The following is a 17,044-nucleotide window of genomic DNA, read 5'->3' as shown; positions in this document are numbered from 1 at the left end:
AGGACTTTAGTCCTGAAAAATTCTAAGGACTAAAGTCCTTACTACGAACTTTTAATAATGAATTACAAATTAGCAATTTTTATGAACGTTTTGTCACAAACCGTTAAATTTGATGCTGACTTACTGCGAAAATATGATCAGCCTTTACCCCGCTATACTAGTTATCCGCCAGCAACGGAGTTAACAGAGGATTTTACACAAGCTGACTTTAAAACTGCGATCGCTGTCGGCAATTATAAGAAAACTCCCCTGTCTTTGTATTGTCATATTCCCTTTTGTGAGAGTGCTTGTTATTTCTGTGGCTGTAATACTGTCATTACTCCCAATAAAAAACTTGCTGAACCTTATTTAAATTACTTAATTCGTGATATTCAGCAAGTAGCATCTTTGATTCACCATGAACGAACTGTACAACAATTGCATTGGGGTGGCGGTACTCCTAACTATTTATCTTTACATCAATTTGAAACTCTCTGGTACGCCTTGAATCATTGTTTTGACTTTGAGGATGATGCAGAAATTTCTATTGAGGTTAATCCCCGATTTTTAGATAGAGATTATCTTTTTGCGTTGAAAGATTTAGGTTTTAATCGCATTAGTTTTGGCATTCAAGACTTTAATTTTCAGGTACAGCAAGCTGTTAACCGGGTACAGCCAGAAGAAATGCTGTTTCAGGTAATGGATTGGGTGCGTGATGCTGGATTTACTAGCGTTAACGTTGATTTGATTTATGGTTTACCTCATCAAACTTTAGAAACATTTAAAAATACAGTCCACAAAACAATTCAACTCAACCCAGACCGCATTGCTGTATTTAATTTTGCTTATGTTCCTTGGTTAAAACCGCTTCAACGTTTAATTCCTCAAGACGCATTACCATTAGCGGCGGAAAAACTAGACATTTTGCGGATGTCAATTGAAGAATTAAGCAGCAATGGCTATGTTTTTATTGGGATGGATCATTTTGCTAAACCGAATGATGAATTAGCGATCGCCCAACAAAAAGGTCAACTACATCGCAACTTCCAAGGTTATACCACTAAACCGGAGTCTGATTTATTAGGCTTTGGTATGAGTTCAATTACGATGCTGCATGATGTGTATGTGCAGAATCACAAAAGATTAAAAGATTACTATCTAGCCATTAATAGTGACCAATTACCCATTGAGAAAGGGGTAAAACTAAATCAAGATGATATCATCCGCCGTACCATCATTATGGAATTGATGTGTCAATTTCACCTTTCACCAGATAGCATTGAAGAAAAATATCATCTGCATTTTGATAGTGATTTTGCCGAATATTTGCAAAAAGAACAATTACAACTGCGACTATTAGAAGCCGATGGTTTAATTAAAGTTTCTCCCAATCATATCGAAGTCACACCAACTGGAAGATTACTCATCCGTAACATTGCATCTGTATTTGATGTTTATCTGCGCGAACGAACAAGCAATGGTTTTTCTAAAGCCATTTGAAAAAGTTGACATTGAGCATTAAAGCAATTCGCAATTCGCAATTCGCAATTCGCAATTCGCAATTCGCAATGGACTTCATTTAGCTTTAGGGTGCGTTAAGACAAAACATAACGCACCTTATTGGTGTGTATAGACTAAAATAGCGTGAGTCTCCAACGGAGGCGCACGTTAAAATAGTGTATTAAATACTGACCGTTAGCTGCTCAGGAAAATCAAGTAAAAACACTATAATTTATCCTAAGCCTAATTGATCCCAGGGACTTCCAGAAAATAAACTATCCAATTTATTTTCTCCAAAACAACTGTCTTTCCCCCTGCTCCCTGCCCCCTGCCCCCTTGCCATCAACGTGATAGTATATTTTTTTCATTGGAATTCCCCTACTCCTGAGCGCGAAAATGGCAGAGGAATCTTTCAAGCTTTTCTTTTCTTACTCTCACAAAGATGAGACTCTACGGGATGAATTAGCTTACCACCTGAGTATATTGGAAAGGCAGGGTGTAATATCAAGCTGGCATGACCGTGAGATCCGAGCCGGAGAACAGTGGCATGATCAGATTAACGACAATTTAAACACAGCCGACATTATTCTGTTGCTTGTCAGTGCCTACTTTTTGGCTTCTAATTATTGTTGGGATGTGGAAGTTAAGAAAGCGATAGAACGGCATGATAAAGGTGAAGCTTGCGTCATCCCAGTAATTTTGCGGCCTGTTGATTGGGCTGGCGCACCATTTGCTAAACTGCAAGCTTTACCTAAGAATGCTGAACCTGTGGTGTCAAGAAATTGGCACACTCAAGATGAAGCTTTCGCGGATGTAGCTAAAGGTATTCGTGCTGCTGTCGAAAAACTCAAGCAGGAACGAGCAGAAGGTCAACGAGAACCAGAAATAGATAGAATACAAAAACAAAAGGAAGTAGAGACGTTACAAAGGCAAAGAAAACAACAAGAAACTGACAGACTACAACGTGAACAAGAAGCTGAAAGACGACGACAGCAGGAAGTAGAAAGCCTAAAACAAGAACACCAAGAAGTTGAAAAACTACATCAAAATGAATTAGCCTCAGATAAAGGTATAGATTACAGTCGATTGCGCGACCTACTAGCAGCAGAAAATTGGCAAGAAGCAGACTATGAAACCTATATAGTAATGCTTCAAGTAGTGGGGCGTGAAAAAGGTGACGAGATTAGGGCAGAAGAATTATCGAAATTTCCCTGTACAGACCTCCACACAATTGACCGCCTGTGGGCAAAATATAGCAATGGACATTTTGGCTTCAGTGTTCAAAAAGAAATTTATTTGAGCGTTGGTGGAAAGCCAGACGGTAATTATTACAAAGAAGCTTGGGAAAAATTTGGCGATCGCGTAGGATGTAGAGTTAAGGGTTACTGGATATCCGCTAGGGATTTAACTTTTGATATCTCTTCCCCTAAAGGACACCTGCCATATTTTGTGGGGTTGGCGTTAGGACGGGGATCAGTGCGTGGATGGGGTTGTGGCCTCTTTTCTCGCATCGATACTTGTAGACTGTAACATCTAAGGCTTTCCGATAATTCTAAAGATTAGATATCTTGAAAATCAACGAAAAATGAAGGTTTTGAAGCCTCTCTCCTTGTAGGGGAGAGGTTTGGAGAGGGGTTTCTTAAATTCGTCGAAGTCACGTAATTATTAAATTCATCGGTTATCTAGACGAAAATTATATAGAGCAATTAGCATTAGCTTTATCTACAATTCTTGGTTTACAGAATAATAAAAACACATAAGTTTATGCAACTAATTACTCACTGCATACTATGTTCTTTCAACATCCCCATTAATTTCCGCTTACGTCCGTGAATTTCCATTAATTGTTCACGATAACTCGACCAATCTGCTTGTCTACCAGATGCTATATAAGCGGCGCGGGTTTGTTTTAACCATGCGATCGCTTCACTATAATATTCTGCTTTCCCCTCATCCATAATTCTTTCAGCACGACGGCGAGAATTGGCTATCACCCAGTCGGGATTGTGAGGAATGGCGGCTTTCATGACGCGGTGAACTAAGGCTGCATGATAATGACTGATTTCGCTCACAGTGTTAATGGCATCATCAATTAAACCTTCGTGTAAAAGTATATCCACTTTGTCTGGTTGGATTGCCCAATTATCACAATTGTGGACAACTTTTAATAAGTCGGGTTTAATAACTTCCCAATTTTCTCCGGCTAATTCTGCAATTTTTTGATAGTCAACAAAGTGGGGTTTAACTTCAAAAGCAGCTTTGAGTGCTAATAAAGCCGCTTCCTGATTATGCAACTCTAAAGCTAAATCACACGTCCAAATCCCTAAAGCATACTGACAATTACCCCATAGCCTAAAACCAGTTTGGGCAATTTCTAATGCTTGCGGTAATGAACCTTGTTCAGCTAGGGTTTTAGCTAAAGCGAAGGCTTCTTCCATTGAACTCATTTCCGTTTGGGCAGCTTGCACCGCTTCTTCTATTCTGCCTAAACGTCCTAACATGGTGAGATAGGCTTGGGTTTGTCCCTCTGCTTGCGCCAAATACAGGTATTCTTGATAACGTTCTTGCCGTTCTAAAATTTTCAAGCGAATCATCGCTAAATCGTCAGCATAATAGGGAATTTCTTGACCCCAAACTCCCCTTGTACTGATATTGCCCTGAAGTACCTGGATGATTTGTGGTTCATCCCAGCCTTGGCGTAAGGCTTCTAAAGCCATAGCAAAATCAGTATTCCATTCGTCTTGCCAAACTTCCAAATTAACTTGAATATCAACTTTTTCCTCTGGGGTAAGTTCAGCAGAAAGAAGCACCTCACACCAAGCAATATTCAATTCCCAGGCGATTTCATCATTGTCTGCACCGTATTCTAATACCTCGTCCCAATTTTCCGCACAGGTAGCAGTAATCACTTCCAAAACAGCGATCGCATTATCATTTTCGCCCCGTTCGTTAAACTCTAAAGCCCCCTGCACTAAACTAAATAATTCTTCCGTCAGGGGGTCTTCCTCATACCCCTCCTCAAAATAATTCACCGCTTCCCGCAAAATCTGCTTAATTTGCCCCCGTAACGCTGGCAAATTGACGGTAATGTGTCTTTCAGTGCTGGTAGATAACGGCTTGGGTGTAGGGTTAGTCATCCAACTAACATGCTGATCGATAATCTCAATCAGTTGGGGTGCTTCTGCGACTAACTCTTGAATTAACCTTTGAGTCTGCACATGATCTAAACGGTCGAGGAGTTTTTCGAGAGTAGGGCGTTGCTCAATGATATCTGGTTGACGAATCAATACCAGTGCCGTCGCCACCAAATGTTTACACCAACCCTCAAAGTTGTAGGCACAGGTACAGTCAGCCAAGGTTACAGTCTTGTCATCAAAATTCAAGCAAACTCGATAAGGCTTGGTTTCGTGACCTTCCACTTCTGCCTGAAACTGCTGTCCGCGTTGAGTAACTTTAGTAACAGCACCCGATTCAAAGTAAGCCTCGCCACGTTGAAAAGACTTAGAGTTAGCATAGCGACGGACTGTAAATTCACTAATATTCGGAAAAGACATTAAGCGATCGCCTGGAAAAATCCTATAGGTGATTTTAAATCAAGATTACTGGTTCAGCGTTCAGTGTGCAAATACTTTCACGGCCATAAAAGAGGCAGGGGGGCAGGGGGCAGGGTGCAGGGTGAGCGAAAAAAGGTGTGGGAGGTGTGGGAGGTGTGGGAAGAAATCTTTCCCCCCTCTCTCCCCACACTCCCCACACTCCCCATCTTCCCAATCCCCAATCCCCAGTCCCCAATCCCCAATTCCCCAAAAAGGGGGTTGCACTACGAGCAAGTGAAGTCGAGAATAGATAATGCGAAGCACACGGGGAAACTAACGTGAGTCATGAATTTGATTACGATTTAGTAATTATAGGAGCTGGTGTAGGGGGACACGGCGCAGCCCTACACGCCGTAGGTTGCGGCTTGAAAACAGCGATTATTGAAGCAGCTGATATGGGTGGCACTTGTGTCAACCGGGGCTGTATTCCATCTAAGGCGTTGTTAGCCGCATCTGGACGTGTGCGGGAATTGCGCGATGCCCATCACCTGAAGTCCTTGGGAATTCAAATTGGCGGCGTGGAATTTGATCGGCAAGCGATCGCAGATCACGCCAATAATTTAGTTTCTAAAATCCAAGGGGATTTAACGAATAGTCTCAAACGTCTGGGAGTCGATATCATTAGAGGTTGGGGCAAAATCGCCGGTACTCAAAAAGTGACGGTGACTGGCGATGGTGGTGAAAAAACCATCACCGCTAAGGATATTATTCTTTCTCCTGGTTCTGTACCTTTCGTACCGCCAGGAATTGAAGTAGATGGCAAAACCGTCTTTACTAGTGATCAAGCTGTGAAACTGGAAACCCTACCACAATGGATTGCCATTATTGGTAGTGGTTACATCGGTTTAGAATTTTCGGATATTTACTCAGCTTTGGGCAGTGAAATCACTTTGATTGAAGCCCTCGACCAACTTATGCCAGGGTTTGACCGCGATATTGCGAAACTCGCAGAACGGGTATTAATTACACCCCGCGACATTGAAACCAAGGTGGGAATCTACGCCAAAAAAGTAATTCCTGGTTCGCCTGTAGTGATTGAATTGGCAGATTTCAAAACTAAAGAAGATGTCGATGTTATTGAAGTTGATGCTTGCTTAGTAGCTACAGGACGCATCCCCGCTACCAAAAATCTCGGTTTAGAATCTGTGGGTGTAGAACTTGACCGTCGGAATTTTATTCCGGTTGACGATCGCATGGCAGTCTTATCAGCCGGGGAAGTCGTCCCCCATCTGTGGGCAATTGGCGATGCTAACGGCAAAATGATGCTAGCACACGCAGCTTCCGCCCAAGGTATCGTCGCTGTAGAAAACATCATGGGACGGGAAAGAAAAGCCGATTATCGCAGTATTCCCGCCGCCGCATTTACCCATCCTGAAGTCAGCTATGTCGGCTTAACCGAAACAGCCGCCAAAGAATTAGGACAAGCCGAAGGTTTTGAAATCGCTACCAGTAGAAGTTACTTCAAAGGTAATTCCAAAGCCTTAGCTGAAAACGAAGCCGACGGTATCGCTAAAGTCATCTACCGCAAAGACACCGGAGAAGTGTTAGGCGTACATATTTTTGGCTTACACGCCTCCGACTTAATCCACGAAGCATCCGCCGCCGTAGCCAACCGGCAAACAGTCCAAACCCTAGCCCATTTAGTCCACGCCCACCCAACCCTATCAGAAGTGTTGGATGAAGCCTATAAACGGGCAGTCGTTTAAATAAGGGTGTAAGGGTGTAAGGGTGTAGGGGTGTAAGGGTGTAGGGGTGTAAGGGTGTAAGGGTGTAAGGGTGTAGGGGTGTAAGGGTGGAAAGATACTTATTCATACTAAGTTCTTTCCCCCTGCCCCCTGCCCCCTGCCCCCTGCCCCCTGCCCCCTGCCCCCTGCCCCCTACCCCCTGCCCCCTGCCCCCTGCCCCCTGCCCAGTCCCCAATCCCCAGTCCCCAGTCCCTAAATTATGCAAATCCGCCGTCTGCAACCAAATCCAGCCATAAATGTTGCCTTCTTGCGTTATCAAGTTGCTTCACCAGATGCCCAACCCCAGAACATCCTAGAGGAAATTGTCTGGCATAAGGAAATCGAAGTTGAGCAAATGCGCGACAGAGTTCCTTTGAGAGAATTGCAAAAACAAGCACTCACAGCACCACCAACTCTGGATTTTGTCGCAGCTTTGAAACAGGGTAGAACTAAACCTGCATTGATTGCAGAAGTCAAGAAAGCTTCTCCCAGTAAAGGTGTATTTCGGGAAGATTTTGACCCTGTGGCGATCGCTTTATCCTATCAACAAGGTGGCGCAAGTTGTCTTTCGGTTTTGACGGATAGCAAATTTTTTCAAGGTAGTTTTGATAACTTGGCTAAAGTCCGTGAAGCCGTAGATTTACCACTACTATGTAAGGATTTTGTCATTTATCCTTATCAAATGTATTTAGCTCGGTTGCGGGGTGCAGATGCAGTGTTATTAATTGCTGCTATCTTGAGTGATCAATACTTGCGATACTTCATCAAAATTGCTAAGTCCCTGAAAATGGCGGTTTTGATTGAAGTCCACAGTCTGGAAGAACTCGACAGGGTATTGGCGTTAGATGATGTTGCTTTAGTAGGCATTAATAACCGCAACTTAGAAGATTTTTCCGTAGATTTACAAACCACCTGCGAAATTTTAGCGGCTAGGGGTAGTCAATTGCAGTCAAGAGATATCCTCGTCGTCAGTGAGTCGGGATTACATACCCCAGAAGATTTAACCCAAGTATCACAAGCTGGTGCGGCGGCTGTGTTAATCGGCGAATCCCTAGTAAAACAACCAGATCCACAATTAGCGATCGCCCGTCTATTTTCCCCGTCTAATTAAATACTATGATCATCTATTAGAGCCAGTTTACATCCAACTTCCAACTCAGTTCTGATGATTCGGTACTGAGGTGTCCACGTTGCTTGAAACTCACCTTCAGCAAATACTTACATCGCGTTAAACTAGGTTTAACGCATACCAATTTTGGATGCAACAATTTTGGATTTTGGATTCAAAGCCTAGATTCTTAGCCCGTTCCAGCAGATCGAAACAATATTACCTATCCCAATTTGGTATAAATCAAACCTCAAAACCCTAAAACTCCCTGAAACTGAATATCTAAAATCTTAGTTAAATTTGTGCTTCTTGTGTCAAAATTGACTTGACAGCAGTTAGACGTTCAGAATTAAAAACTACCAAATTGATAACTACATGGAGCAAATTCCCCTACCTTCACCCATCCACTACGAACTTATACTGCAACTATTAGAAAGACAAACCATGTCAGCAGTCAGTAGTAACCCTGAACTGCGAAATCAGGTGAATCAACTAATTATTACTCTCCGTAAAGCAGCAGTCCAACAAAAGCAATTGGAAGAAGCTTGTCAAGGTTCTTCTGTATCAATAGAACATCGTTGGTCAATTAATCATCAAAAAAATTCCTAAATTATCTGTGCAGAAATATACGTAATTGCTTCATACCACTATGCTAAGGTGAACATAATATTGTATAAGTCTATTTAAAAGATTTAGTAGGGAATTCAACAGCAATCAACAGTCTACATTCAGCAATTAACACTCTCAGTAGTAAGAAGCTAAATTTTTAAGATTTTATGTGGCAACCTGATCTTTTTAACCATAAAATCGAAGGAAAGGTAAAGTTCACCAGAGCATAAGCCTAAAATCAATATGTTCTTAGAAAAATCAGGGTTAAAAGCTATCAGTAAATCTCCAATGGTAGATCGGATTAACGATATCGCTTGGCAAGCTCATCAAGGAAGCGTTGCCGCGATTATTCAATTATTAAACGACAACCTCACCAAGTCTGGTGTGAGAATCCGGGCTATTTTTGTCGATGGTGTCTTACAACTGTTGTGTGAGGCTGCGAAGGCAGAACTACTAGAGCAATCGAGCCTAGTAGAGCAAATCCAGCAAATCCTTGAATCCATTGCACCACGTAATATTCGCCGCATCAGAATTAATAGTCGAATAGTGCGGGAACAGCAATTATTGTGGTTGACAGAACTAGAACGCGAAAATCAATTGCTTTGGTCACAGGAAATTACCCTGGCTCAACCAAACATTGTGCAGCAGCTGATTAAAGATTTCCAAATTGCTCAAACTGAACTTGGCCAAAATAATTTACCGGAATTCTCTTCCCTGTCTCACAAAGATAAGTTGAGAAAATCGCCGAAAGTAAAATGGCAGTCAGCAATTGGTTTATGCCTATTGTTATCACTAGGTTGGATTGTATATAGCCAATTTGGTGAACATCTGAAAAATTTTGTGAAGCTAGATAATAACAGTAATTTTGCGACTGCTAATAGTAACCAAACATCATCAGTAGATGACAAATCTGATGATTCTTTCGCCGCAGCTGTGCGAATTGCTAATCAAGCCTCTGCAACCGGGAAAATAGCGACAACCTCAACACAATGGTTAGAGCTAGCAGCTATGTGGCAAAGAGCTTCTGATCTAATGGCCGCAGTCCCGCCAGATCACAGTCGCTATCAAGAGGCAAAAATACGGACACAACTGTATAAAAAGTATAGTGAAACAGCCCAAAAAGAAGCCGCCAAGAGTAAGCTGTAATTTAACGTTTCCTTGCAATAACTTAAGTAACACACAATATTTTTGTGTGTAAAAAGCCTATATACTTAAATAAATCTGCTGTCTGAGCAGAAATTATAGATACTAAATATATAACATCTCAGATTTGACCCATGAGTTATCTTACTTGTAGTAAAGGACACCAAAGTGTTGTCGGTTCTAACTTTTGTTCGACTTGTGGGGAGGCGTTACATAGCTCCGGTAATACCTTAGAGCCTACCTTAATTGGTATCCAACCAGGAACTAGATTACGCGATCGCTACATCATTAGAGAAATGCTAGGTCAAGGCGGCTTTGGTAGAACTTATATTGCAGAGGATACAGGTCGTTTTAATGAGAAAGTAGCACTCAAAGAGTTTATTCCTTCCGTCCAAGGAACTGGCGCACTCAACAAAGCCGTCGAGTTATTTCAAAGAGAAGCCGTCACCCTTTATCAGCTACAGCACCCACAAATACCCAGATTTTGGGAAGCTTTTCAAGAAAACTCCCGCTTATTTCTAGTAGAAGACTTTATCGAAGGTCGCACCTATGAATCATTATTAAATGAACGCCTCAGACAAGGGGGACGCTTCAGTGAAACAGAAGTCCTCAAACTATTTCAGGATTTGCTGCCTGTGTTGAGTTACCTGCATCGTCAAGGCGTGATTCACCGGGATATTTCTCCCGATAACATTATTTTCAGCACCAAAACAGGACTTCCTGTATTAATAGACATGGGTGCGGTAAAACAAGTGACGTTTAATGTCGCTACTAATTTACAAACAATACCAACCCCTGGAGGTACAAGCATTGGGAAGGTGGGTTATGCACCTGACGAGCAAATTCGATTAGGAATGGTCTCACCCAGTAGTGATTTATATGCTTTGGCTGTCACCGCAATTGTTTTGATGACTGGTAAACAACCGCAACAATTGTTAGATCAATACACATTAACTTGGAAATGGGACAGGGAAATCACCGTCAGTTCCCTGATGAGCCAAGCCTTAAATCGAATGTTAGCACCAAGGGGTGATTACCGCTTTCAGACTGCGGATGAAGTTATATCATTTTTGAATTTGGGGCAGGTAAATAATTATTCTGGAAACTTCACACCAAATTACCAAAATCCAGGATATTCCACACCCAACCCGTCAGGAAATCCTCCAGCAAATTACCAAAATCCAGGATATTCTACACCCAACCCGTCAGGAAATCCCCCGCCAAATTATCAAAATCCAGACTATTCCACACCAATTTACTCTGCTAACTCTACATCTGACCCAGCCAATAATTCGGGTTGTGGTCGTATTTTTGATGAATCTATTCCTGTTCCCCAAGAAATCAAAGGTTGGAATTGGGGAGCTTTTCTATTAGGAGTATTCTGGAGTATTGGTAACAAAGTTTGGATTGGTCTTTTGTGCTTCGTTCCTTACGTCGGTTTCATCATGGCAATTGTTTTGGGAATTAAGGGGAATGAATGGGCATGGAAAAGCAAAAGATGGGCTAGTATTGAAGCATTTAAAGCCAATCAAAGAACATGGGCTATTGTTGGCATATCTTTGACAGTCGTCTCTGTGATCATTGTTTTTTTAGCTGGTTTAAGTGGTAGCTAAGATCCTTGATATCATCATGAAATATCCATTTTCTCCATCACGCTATTTAACTGCAATGAGTTGATCAAAGCTCTGCAATAGATTTGACGGGGAGATACAGTTTCATCGGGTTTTGCGTAAATTGCCGAAAGCCATATTTTATATAAAAACTCAAAGCTTCCTCGTCTAAAGCCTCTGCTACTACAGCTAAGGATGCAACTTGTGTAGATACATCTAGCGATTTTCTGAGAGCATCTATCAACATGAGTTCACCAAATCGCCTTCCTGTTTGTCTATAATCAACCGCAAGCCGGCCTAACAGTGTAGCTGGTAATAATGGGTAACGCGGCAGGTGTTTAGCAAAACTTTCATCCAAAGCTGTAATATCAATTGTGTATGAAGAAAGTGTGTAGTAAGCCAAAACATTAAAATCAGGCTCATCAACTAAAACAAATACAGTTGCAACTCGTCTTTTAAGATCCTGTGATGCTTGCTTACGAATGTAATTATCTAAACTATCCTTTCCGCAGGAAAAATCTGAGCGGATATGCTGGCGAATATTAAGCGGTTCAATCTTGAGAACCATTAGTCTTTAATTACTTGCTGATATTTTATTGCTGCTTTTCTTAGTGCATTATTAGGTTGTGGTGGATTTAGTAGTGCATCAACGAAAGCTTCACTATCTTCAAGACTGAGTTGGAGGATTTGATGTTTCTGAATCACTCGGAGAGCTTCCGCTTGAACACTGGCAACAATAAAATCAGTTAAGGTACGCCCCTCCAAATCGGCGGCTTTTTGCAGAAGGGCTTTAGTTTCTGGACTGACACGAGCCTCTAACCGCGCGATCGCTTTTCTATCAGTTACATCAGCCATATCAAGACAAGATAATTTGAGATGGGCTTGCACATTTAATTATATACGGCAAACTGCCGTATGTAAACGTTGATCTGTGCATCTAAATTGTCACAAGTGATGCTGGTGAATACTTAAACTAAGTGCAACTCATCATCAAAAAAGCAGCTTCATGCTAAATAATCCCCAAAAACCCTACTATTTCAGAACCTATTCTTTCACCATTGGGAAGATGTCCTTTTGGTGCCTTTAGATTAAAGCGAAGATTTTCATATGAAAGTGGTATCTCATTGACTCGCCATCCAACGGTTTCACTAAACTTTTCCCAAACATCGTATTGATAATTTAGGCTACTTCCTAAAGTGGAATATATTTCTTTTTGTACACTAAAACCAAATAAGTTTCGACTGTATTCACGCCATAATTTATCAATAATTAATAGATGATTACGCGGAAAATTTGTAATATCTGTTGAACGAAAATATCTATAGTAATCTCTACCAACTATTTTTATCATCGCATGAAATGTTATTTCATCTGCTTCCTGCCAACATCCTTCTTGTAGCAAAGCCTGAAGTATTCGATAATCAAATTTATCTGTAATGAGAGATGCTTCTAGTGATTCTTTCGACTTTCTTTGCGCTTGAGGTTTAGATTGATTTATAATAATATTTGATGCTTTTGATGCTTTATTGATTTGTTCATTTTTTTCTAATTCAAGACTTAATTTTTTTTATAAGTTCTTCCTGTTTTTTCATACGCTGTTCATAACTCTGGCGTTCTTTCTTCTCCATACGAAAAATATCTATTATGTCAAGTATTGGCTTCACTTGTTCTGACTCCCCACGTCCAGTTTTACACCAGTTTGCAAAGTGTTCACAGTTATTGAAAACTAAATGATATTCGCGCTCTCCTAATCTACTTTCTGCCAGCCAAATAACAATATCTGGAGAATAGCTATGCTCATAGTGGCGTTTATGAATTTCTTCACCTTGACTAAATTCGTGAAGAGCAACTCGTAAAACACCTTCTTCTGTATAGTGAATAACTGTTCCATCTCCACAATCTATACCGTGGTGAGTATATGGAATCACTGTAAAGTAATCGTCATAGCGGTAAATGTGGTCGCCTCTTGCCATATTTAGGTGGATTATTCATTACATTCTCTCTTATGTAATAATTCCCGCTTTGGCAACAAATTTAACAAAACATAGAGACGCGAAGTTCTACTATTTTTACACTAACGCGTCTCTTTGACCTAAACGCTCATCTCTAACATCCGTTGAATTGGTTTTAGTGCAGCAATGCGGATTTCCTCTGACATCGTGATTTCAGGAGTCCGATTTTTCATTGCCCAATAGAGTTTTTCTAAAGTATTTAACCGCATAAATGGACATTCATTACAAGCACAGTTATTGACTGGTGGCGCAGGGATAAAGTGCTTGTGAGGAGCTAGTTTTTGCATTTGGTGAATAATACCTGGCTCTGTAGCCACGATAAATTCTTGGCTGGGGCTGGTTTGGCAATATTTGAGTAAAGCGGCTGTAGAGCCGATATAGCTAGCGTGGCGCAAAACGCTACTTTCACATTCAGGGTGAGCGATCGCTTCTGCTTCTGGATGAGTTATCTTTAACTGTACAATCTTCTTCTCAGAGAAGGTTTCATGCACTATACAGCTACCTTGCCATAACACCAAATCCCTTCCAGTCTGTTCCATGACATACCGCCCTAAATTCTTGTCTGGTGCAAAAATAATCGGCTGGTCTTCAGGGATTTGCTGCACAATCTTCACAGCGTTGGAACTGGTGCAGATAATATCGCTCATCGCCTTGATTTCGGCAGAGCAGTTAATATAAGAAACTACCAAATGATTGGGATGGGCAGCTTTAAAAGCAGCAAATTCGGCTGGGGGACAAGTATCAGCTAAAGAACAGCCAGCATTTAAATCTGGTAATAGTACCAACTTGTCAGGATTGAGGATTTTGGCTGTCTCCGCCATAAAGTGAACCCCAGCAAAGACAATCACATCTGCGTTGGTTTTTTCTGCGGCTCTCGCTAGCTGTAAAGAATCACCAATAAAGTCTGCAATATCTTGAATATCCGGCTCTTGATAATAATGCGCCAGAATCACCGCGTTGAGTTCTTTTTTGAGTTCTTCAATAGCAGCAAATAAATCTAGTGGTAGCCCACCTGGTTGAGTTTGTTGGCGTTGAGCAGTAGTAAACACAGTTAAAGATTAATTTTTTGTTACAAATTTTGCCTGTGCATCAATTATAGTAGTTTTTACCAAAAATAGTTGGGGGGTTAATACCCCAAAATTGTGTCCAAATTTGGCTGAGTTGCCTATGCTGGAAATATACGGCAAGGAAAGTGGCATGACCAGTCAAAAATCGCAATCAACAACTCTCAAAATTGCTGTAGTGGGAGATGTTCATGATCTGTGGGAAACAGAGGATGGCATTGCACTCAAGCATCTGGGTGTGGATTTAGTGTTATTTGTGGGGGATTTTGGGAACGAGTCGGTGGAAGTGGTAAGAGCGATCGCCTCCCTCGACATTCCCAAAGCAGCCGTCATGGGCAATCATGATGCTTGGTACACCGCTACAGAATGGGGACGGAAGAAATGTCCCTATGACCGCACCAAGGAAGACAGGGTACAAGAACAGCTAGATTTATTAGGTGCAGCCCACGTTGGTTTCAGTAAGCTAGATTTCCCCGAATGGAATTTAACTGTCGTGGGGGGTCGTCCTTTTAGTTGGGGTGGTCATGAGTGGCGATTTGCTGACATCTGCAAAGATCGTTACGGGGTGTCAACTTTAGAAGAGTCAGCAGCAAGAATCTTTGCATCAGTGAAAAGTGCAGCCTGTGACACGATTATTTTTATCGGTCATAACGGGCCGAGTGGCTTAGGCGATCGCCCCGAAGATCCCTGCGGTAAAGATTGGCATCCCATAGGCGGCGATTTTGGCGACCCTGATTTAGCTGAGGCGGTTTCTTTAACTATTAATGCGGGTAAACAAATAGCCTTGGTGACATTTGGACATATGCACCATGCCTTACGGCACACCAAGAAACAACTCAGAAAAGCCGTTTTTAGAAGCCCAGAGGGGATATTTTACCTCAATGCCGCCAGCGTCCCCAGGATTGTCGAGCAAGACGGGGAGAAACTGCGGAATTTTTCTTTGGTTTCCCTAGAGGGGGGTATAGTGACAAAAGCCGCACTGGTATGGCTTGGCAAGGATTTTCAGGTGGTGACAGAAGAAATTTTTTATGAGCGATCGCATTCAGTAGTACCATCTGCGTAGATGATAGGATATAGTAATATCTGTCAGCTTTATTGCTCACCACAAAACCGAGGTGCAGCCAAGCTAGACAGTTTATTTGGAGAGGTGGCAGAGTGGTCGATTGCGTCCGACTTGAAATCGGATGAGGCTAAAACCTCCGGGAGTTCGAATCTCCCCCTCTCCGTTAGTTAACTTTGTGGATATATGAAAATAAAAATTTGGTTATTTGCTTCGTCTTATTAAACAAAGCAAATAAACTACTTGAACATATCGTAAATAGACTGTGCTAATCCTAAATAGGGATTGGGTGTTGGTATAGAGTGAGAAAGTTGTGCATATAGCCCTAGTAATAAATCAGGATCGACTACAGGTAAACCATTGCTCATAACATAAGAGTTTTTCGTGACCATCAGCACTGGTTGACCTTGATATAAGATGATAGGAGGATTGATACAGTAGTTATTGTAAGGACTGTGTACTCCGTAAAGACCACCATATAGTCCATAAGAATTACGAATGCTGTATATACCTTGAGAACTACCGTACATACCATGAGGATTACTTATAGAGTTTGGATCATATAAATTACTTGATAAAGTTCCCAGGAATTGACCGTCACTAGCCCACAATTGAGCTACACCATTCATAGAAATGAGAAAATCTATAATAGACATAGGTTTCTAAAGTTAACAATTGTTTTTCTAAGCTTCAACCTTTGAAACTAACAACAGCATCGGCAAAAATACTAATTTTTGATGGAGAGACTAGATTGATATATTTCTAGCTATCATGCAAGATTATTTATAGAAAAATTGAAGTAAAAATCTTAGCAAATGAAAGTAATTGCCTCGTACCTCTTCCCCTCAGATCAATCGTGCTACCATTAGCAATAAATTCTCTTGGGAGGTCAAGCAATGGCTACCCTAAACATACCTGATGATTTATACGCACAGTTGCAAGAGTTAGCTAACGCTGAAAATAGCTCAATTGAAGCTCAAGCTATTACAGTCTTGCAGAAGGGTTTGCAGGTAAACACACAGCCAAAAGACGAAGAAAAACGAAAAAACGTACTCAAAATTTTGGAAGAAAGTAGCCGCAACCGTCGTCGCTTAAATCCAGCAGACTTTGGATTACCTGATAGTACCGAACTACTTCGAGAAGACCGGAATAGATGAACACTCCCCTGAGATGCGTTGTAGATACCAGTGTGTGCATCAAGTATTTTATTGCTGACCCATTAACTACTAAAGTTAATCAACTATTCGGTCATCTTGCTAATCCACAGACTGAAATTTTTGTACCAGACTTGTTTTATATAGAGTCTGCCAATGTTATGTGGAAGTATGTTCGCGCAAAAATGTACACTGCGGCTGAAGTTCAAGTAGATTTAGCAACGCTGAAAAACTTTCCCTTGCGTGTTGTCTCGACTGCTGATTTGATGGCGGATGCAGTGACGATCGCTCTCAATCATAACATCTCTGCTTACGATGCCTGTTATGTTGCTCTTTCTGTACAAGTCGGTGCGATTCTATTAACTCTCGATGCGAAATTAGTAAAAGCTTTAAACAATTCTCATCACAATATTTGCTTATTTAACGATTTTGAGTTTCCACCATTACCATTAATATAAAAAAGCGATCGCTCTCTTTATCATTGCATA

Annotated in this window: 17 protein-coding genes and 1 tRNA gene; 11 read left to right on the top strand and 7 right to left on the bottom strand. The window is 41.3% G+C overall.

Going from position 1 to position 17,044, the window contains the following annotated elements; all coding sequences use genetic code 11:
- The first annotated feature begins 81 nt into the window (after window positions 1-81).
- Window positions 82-1,479 carry an oxygen-independent coproporphyrinogen III oxidase gene (gene hemN, locus CLI64_RS28175; protein WP_103140914.1) on the top strand — a complete coding sequence of 466 codons (1,398 nt, stop codon included), beginning with the start codon at window positions 82-84 and terminating at the stop codon, window positions 1,477-1,479.
- A gap of 396 nt (window positions 1,480-1,875) precedes the next feature.
- Window positions 1,876-3,009 carry a GUN4 domain-containing protein gene (locus CLI64_RS28170; protein ID WP_192881625.1) on the top strand — a complete coding sequence of 378 codons (1,134 nt, stop codon included), beginning with the start codon at window positions 1,876-1,878 and terminating at the stop codon, window positions 3,007-3,009.
- 248 nt (window positions 3,010-3,257) lie between these two features.
- On the opposite strand, the gene CLI64_RS28165 is transcribed toward CLI64_RS28170, so the two are convergent.
- Window positions 3,258-5,033: an SWIM zinc finger domain-containing protein gene (locus CLI64_RS28165; protein ID WP_192881623.1), complete on the bottom strand. Its 1,776-nt coding sequence runs from the start codon at window positions 5,031-5,033 to the stop codon at window positions 3,258-3,260.
- Window positions 5,034-5,350: 317 nt separating this feature from the next.
- Here CLI64_RS28165 and lpdA point away from each other — a divergent pair, with 317 nt between their 5' ends.
- The 5 genes from lpdA to CLI64_RS28135 all read left to right on the top strand — a co-directional run bounded on the left by lpdA (window position 5,351) and on the right by CLI64_RS28135 (window position 11,269).
- Entirely contained in the window at window positions 5,351-6,778 is a 1,428-nt protein-coding gene (lpdA, locus tag CLI64_RS28155) for a dihydrolipoyl dehydrogenase (RefSeq protein ID WP_103140293.1), read from the top strand.
- A 238-nt stretch (window positions 6,779-7,016) separates the two neighbouring features.
- Window positions 7,017-7,907, top strand: coding sequence for an indole-3-glycerol phosphate synthase TrpC (trpC, locus tag CLI64_RS28150; RefSeq protein ID WP_103140292.1), 891 nt, complete (start codon window positions 7,017-7,019; stop codon window positions 7,905-7,907).
- Between the two features lie 372 nt (window positions 7,908-8,279).
- A complete protein-coding gene (locus tag CLI64_RS28145) occupies window positions 8,280-8,513 on the top strand; it encodes a DUF5340 domain-containing protein (RefSeq protein ID WP_103140291.1) in 234 nt (77 codons plus the stop codon).
- 288 nt (window positions 8,514-8,801) lie between these two features.
- Window positions 8,802-9,659 (top strand): hypothetical protein, encoded by an 858-nt coding sequence (locus tag CLI64_RS28140; protein WP_192881621.1) that lies wholly within the window; start codon window positions 8,802-8,804, stop codon window positions 9,657-9,659.
- Between the two features lie 131 nt (window positions 9,660-9,790).
- Window positions 9,791-11,269: a serine/threonine-protein kinase gene (locus tag CLI64_RS28135; protein ID WP_103140289.1), complete on the top strand. Its 1,479-nt coding sequence runs from the start codon at window positions 9,791-9,793 to the stop codon at window positions 11,267-11,269.
- Window positions 11,270-11,333: 64 nt separating this feature from the next.
- On the opposite strand, the gene CLI64_RS28130 is transcribed toward CLI64_RS28135, so the two are convergent.
- From CLI64_RS28130 to nadA, 5 genes are all read right to left on the bottom strand, one after another.
- On the bottom strand, window positions 11,334-11,834 hold the full coding sequence (locus tag CLI64_RS28130; RefSeq protein WP_103140288.1) for a GNAT family N-acetyltransferase: 501 nt from the start codon (window positions 11,832-11,834) through the stop codon (window positions 11,334-11,336).
- On the bottom strand, window positions 11,834-12,121 hold the full coding sequence (locus tag CLI64_RS28125) for a DUF1778 domain-containing protein (RefSeq protein WP_103140913.1): 288 nt from the start codon (window positions 12,119-12,121) through the stop codon (window positions 11,834-11,836). Before CLI64_RS28125 ends, CLI64_RS28130 begins: the two co-directional genes overlap by 1 nt.
- Before the next feature lie 154 nt (window positions 12,122-12,275).
- Window positions 12,276-12,668: a GUN4 domain-containing protein gene (locus tag CLI64_RS31780; RefSeq protein WP_264082474.1), complete on the bottom strand. Its 393-nt coding sequence runs from the start codon at window positions 12,666-12,668 to the stop codon at window positions 12,276-12,278.
- 148 nt (window positions 12,669-12,816) lie between these two features.
- A complete protein-coding gene (locus CLI64_RS31775; RefSeq protein ID WP_225977447.1) occupies window positions 12,817-13,239 on the bottom strand; it encodes a lecithin retinol acyltransferase family protein in 423 nt (140 codons plus the stop codon).
- A gap of 119 nt (window positions 13,240-13,358) precedes the next feature.
- Complete coding sequence (gene nadA / locus CLI64_RS28115; RefSeq protein WP_103140287.1) at window positions 13,359-14,327, bottom strand: quinolinate synthase NadA; 969 nt, start codon at window positions 14,325-14,327, stop codon at window positions 13,359-13,361.
- A 118-nt stretch (window positions 14,328-14,445) separates the two neighbouring features.
- On the opposite strand from nadA, the gene CLI64_RS28110 reads away from it, so the two are divergent.
- Together CLI64_RS28110 and CLI64_RS28105 are read left to right on the top strand one after the other, a co-directional pair.
- Window positions 14,446-15,405, top strand: a complete 960-nt coding sequence (locus tag CLI64_RS28110) for a TIGR04168 family protein (protein ID WP_103140286.1) — start codon at window positions 14,446-14,448, stop codon at window positions 15,403-15,405.
- Window positions 15,406-15,483: 78 nt separating this feature from the next.
- Window positions 15,484-15,568 (top strand) — tRNA-Ser (locus tag CLI64_RS28105).
- A 73-nt stretch (window positions 15,569-15,641) separates the two neighbouring features.
- Here CLI64_RS28105 and CLI64_RS28100 read toward each other — a convergent pair.
- Window positions 15,642-16,058 carry a hypothetical protein gene (locus tag CLI64_RS28100; protein ID WP_103140285.1) on the bottom strand — a complete coding sequence of 139 codons (417 nt, stop codon included), beginning with the start codon at window positions 16,056-16,058 and terminating at the stop codon, window positions 15,642-15,644.
- 240 nt (window positions 16,059-16,298) lie between these two features.
- Here CLI64_RS28100 and CLI64_RS28095 point away from each other — a divergent pair, with 240 nt between their 5' ends.
- Both CLI64_RS28095 and CLI64_RS28090 read left to right on the top strand, forming a co-directional pair.
- Window positions 16,299-16,559: a hypothetical protein gene (locus CLI64_RS28095; protein ID WP_103140284.1), complete on the top strand. Its 261-nt coding sequence runs from the start codon at window positions 16,299-16,301 to the stop codon at window positions 16,557-16,559.
- The gene (locus tag CLI64_RS28090) at window positions 16,556-17,014 is read left to right on the top strand and encodes a type II toxin-antitoxin system VapC family toxin (RefSeq protein WP_103140283.1); all 459 of its coding nucleotides are present in this window, start codon (window positions 16,556-16,558) and stop codon (window positions 17,012-17,014) included. The genes CLI64_RS28095 and CLI64_RS28090 overlap by 4 nt, the downstream gene beginning before the upstream one ends.
- Window positions 17,015-17,044: the final 30 nt, after the last annotated feature.

The organism is Nostoc sp. CENA543 (assembly GCF_002896875.1).
GTDB lineage: Bacteria > Cyanobacteriota > Cyanobacteriia > Cyanobacteriales > Nostocaceae > Trichormus.
This window is presented reverse-complemented; position numbering and strand designations above follow the sequence as displayed.

Bases quoted from the DNA above. Each gene is read 5' to 3' on its own strand.
- CLI64_RS28140 (WP_192881621.1), top strand. From the start codon at position 8,802: ATGGTAGATCGGATTAACGATATCGCTTGGCAAGCTCATCAAGGAAGC.
- trpC (WP_103140292.1), top strand. From the start codon at position 7,017: ATGCAAATCCGCCGTCTGCAACCAAATCCAGCCATAAATGTTGCCTTC.
- CLI64_RS28130 (WP_103140288.1), bottom strand. From the start codon at position 11,834: ATGGTTCTCAAGATTGAACCGCTTAATATTCGCCAGCATATCCGCTCA.
- CLI64_RS28170 (WP_192881625.1), top strand. From the start codon at position 1,876: ATGGCAGAGGAATCTTTCAAGCTTTTCTTTTCTTACTCTCACAAAGAT.
- CLI64_RS28100 (WP_103140285.1), bottom strand. From the start codon at position 16,058: ATGTCTATTATAGATTTTCTCATTTCTATGAATGGTGTAGCTCAATTG.
- CLI64_RS28145 (WP_103140291.1), top strand. From the start codon at position 8,280: ATGGAGCAAATTCCCCTACCTTCACCCATCCACTACGAACTTATACTG.
- CLI64_RS28110 (WP_103140286.1), top strand. From the start codon at position 14,446: ATGCTGGAAATATACGGCAAGGAAAGTGGCATGACCAGTCAAAAATCG.
- hemN (WP_103140914.1), top strand. From the start codon at position 82: ATGAACGTTTTGTCACAAACCGTTAAATTTGATGCTGACTTACTGCGA.
- CLI64_RS28165 (WP_192881623.1), bottom strand. From the start codon at position 5,033: ATGTCTTTTCCGAATATTAGTGAATTTACAGTCCGTCGCTATGCTAAC.
- CLI64_RS28135 (WP_103140289.1), top strand. From the start codon at position 9,791: ATGAGTTATCTTACTTGTAGTAAAGGACACCAAAGTGTTGTCGGTTCT.
- CLI64_RS28095 (WP_103140284.1), top strand. From the start codon at position 16,299: ATGGCTACCCTAAACATACCTGATGATTTATACGCACAGTTGCAAGAG.
- CLI64_RS28090 (WP_103140283.1), top strand. From the start codon at position 16,556: ATGAACACTCCCCTGAGATGCGTTGTAGATACCAGTGTGTGCATCAAG.
- CLI64_RS28125 (WP_103140913.1), bottom strand. From the start codon at position 12,121: ATGGCTGATGTAACTGATAGAAAAGCGATCGCGCGGTTAGAGGCTCGT.
- CLI64_RS31775 (WP_225977447.1), bottom strand. From the start codon at position 13,239: ATGGCAAGAGGCGACCACATTTACCGCTATGACGATTACTTTACAGTG.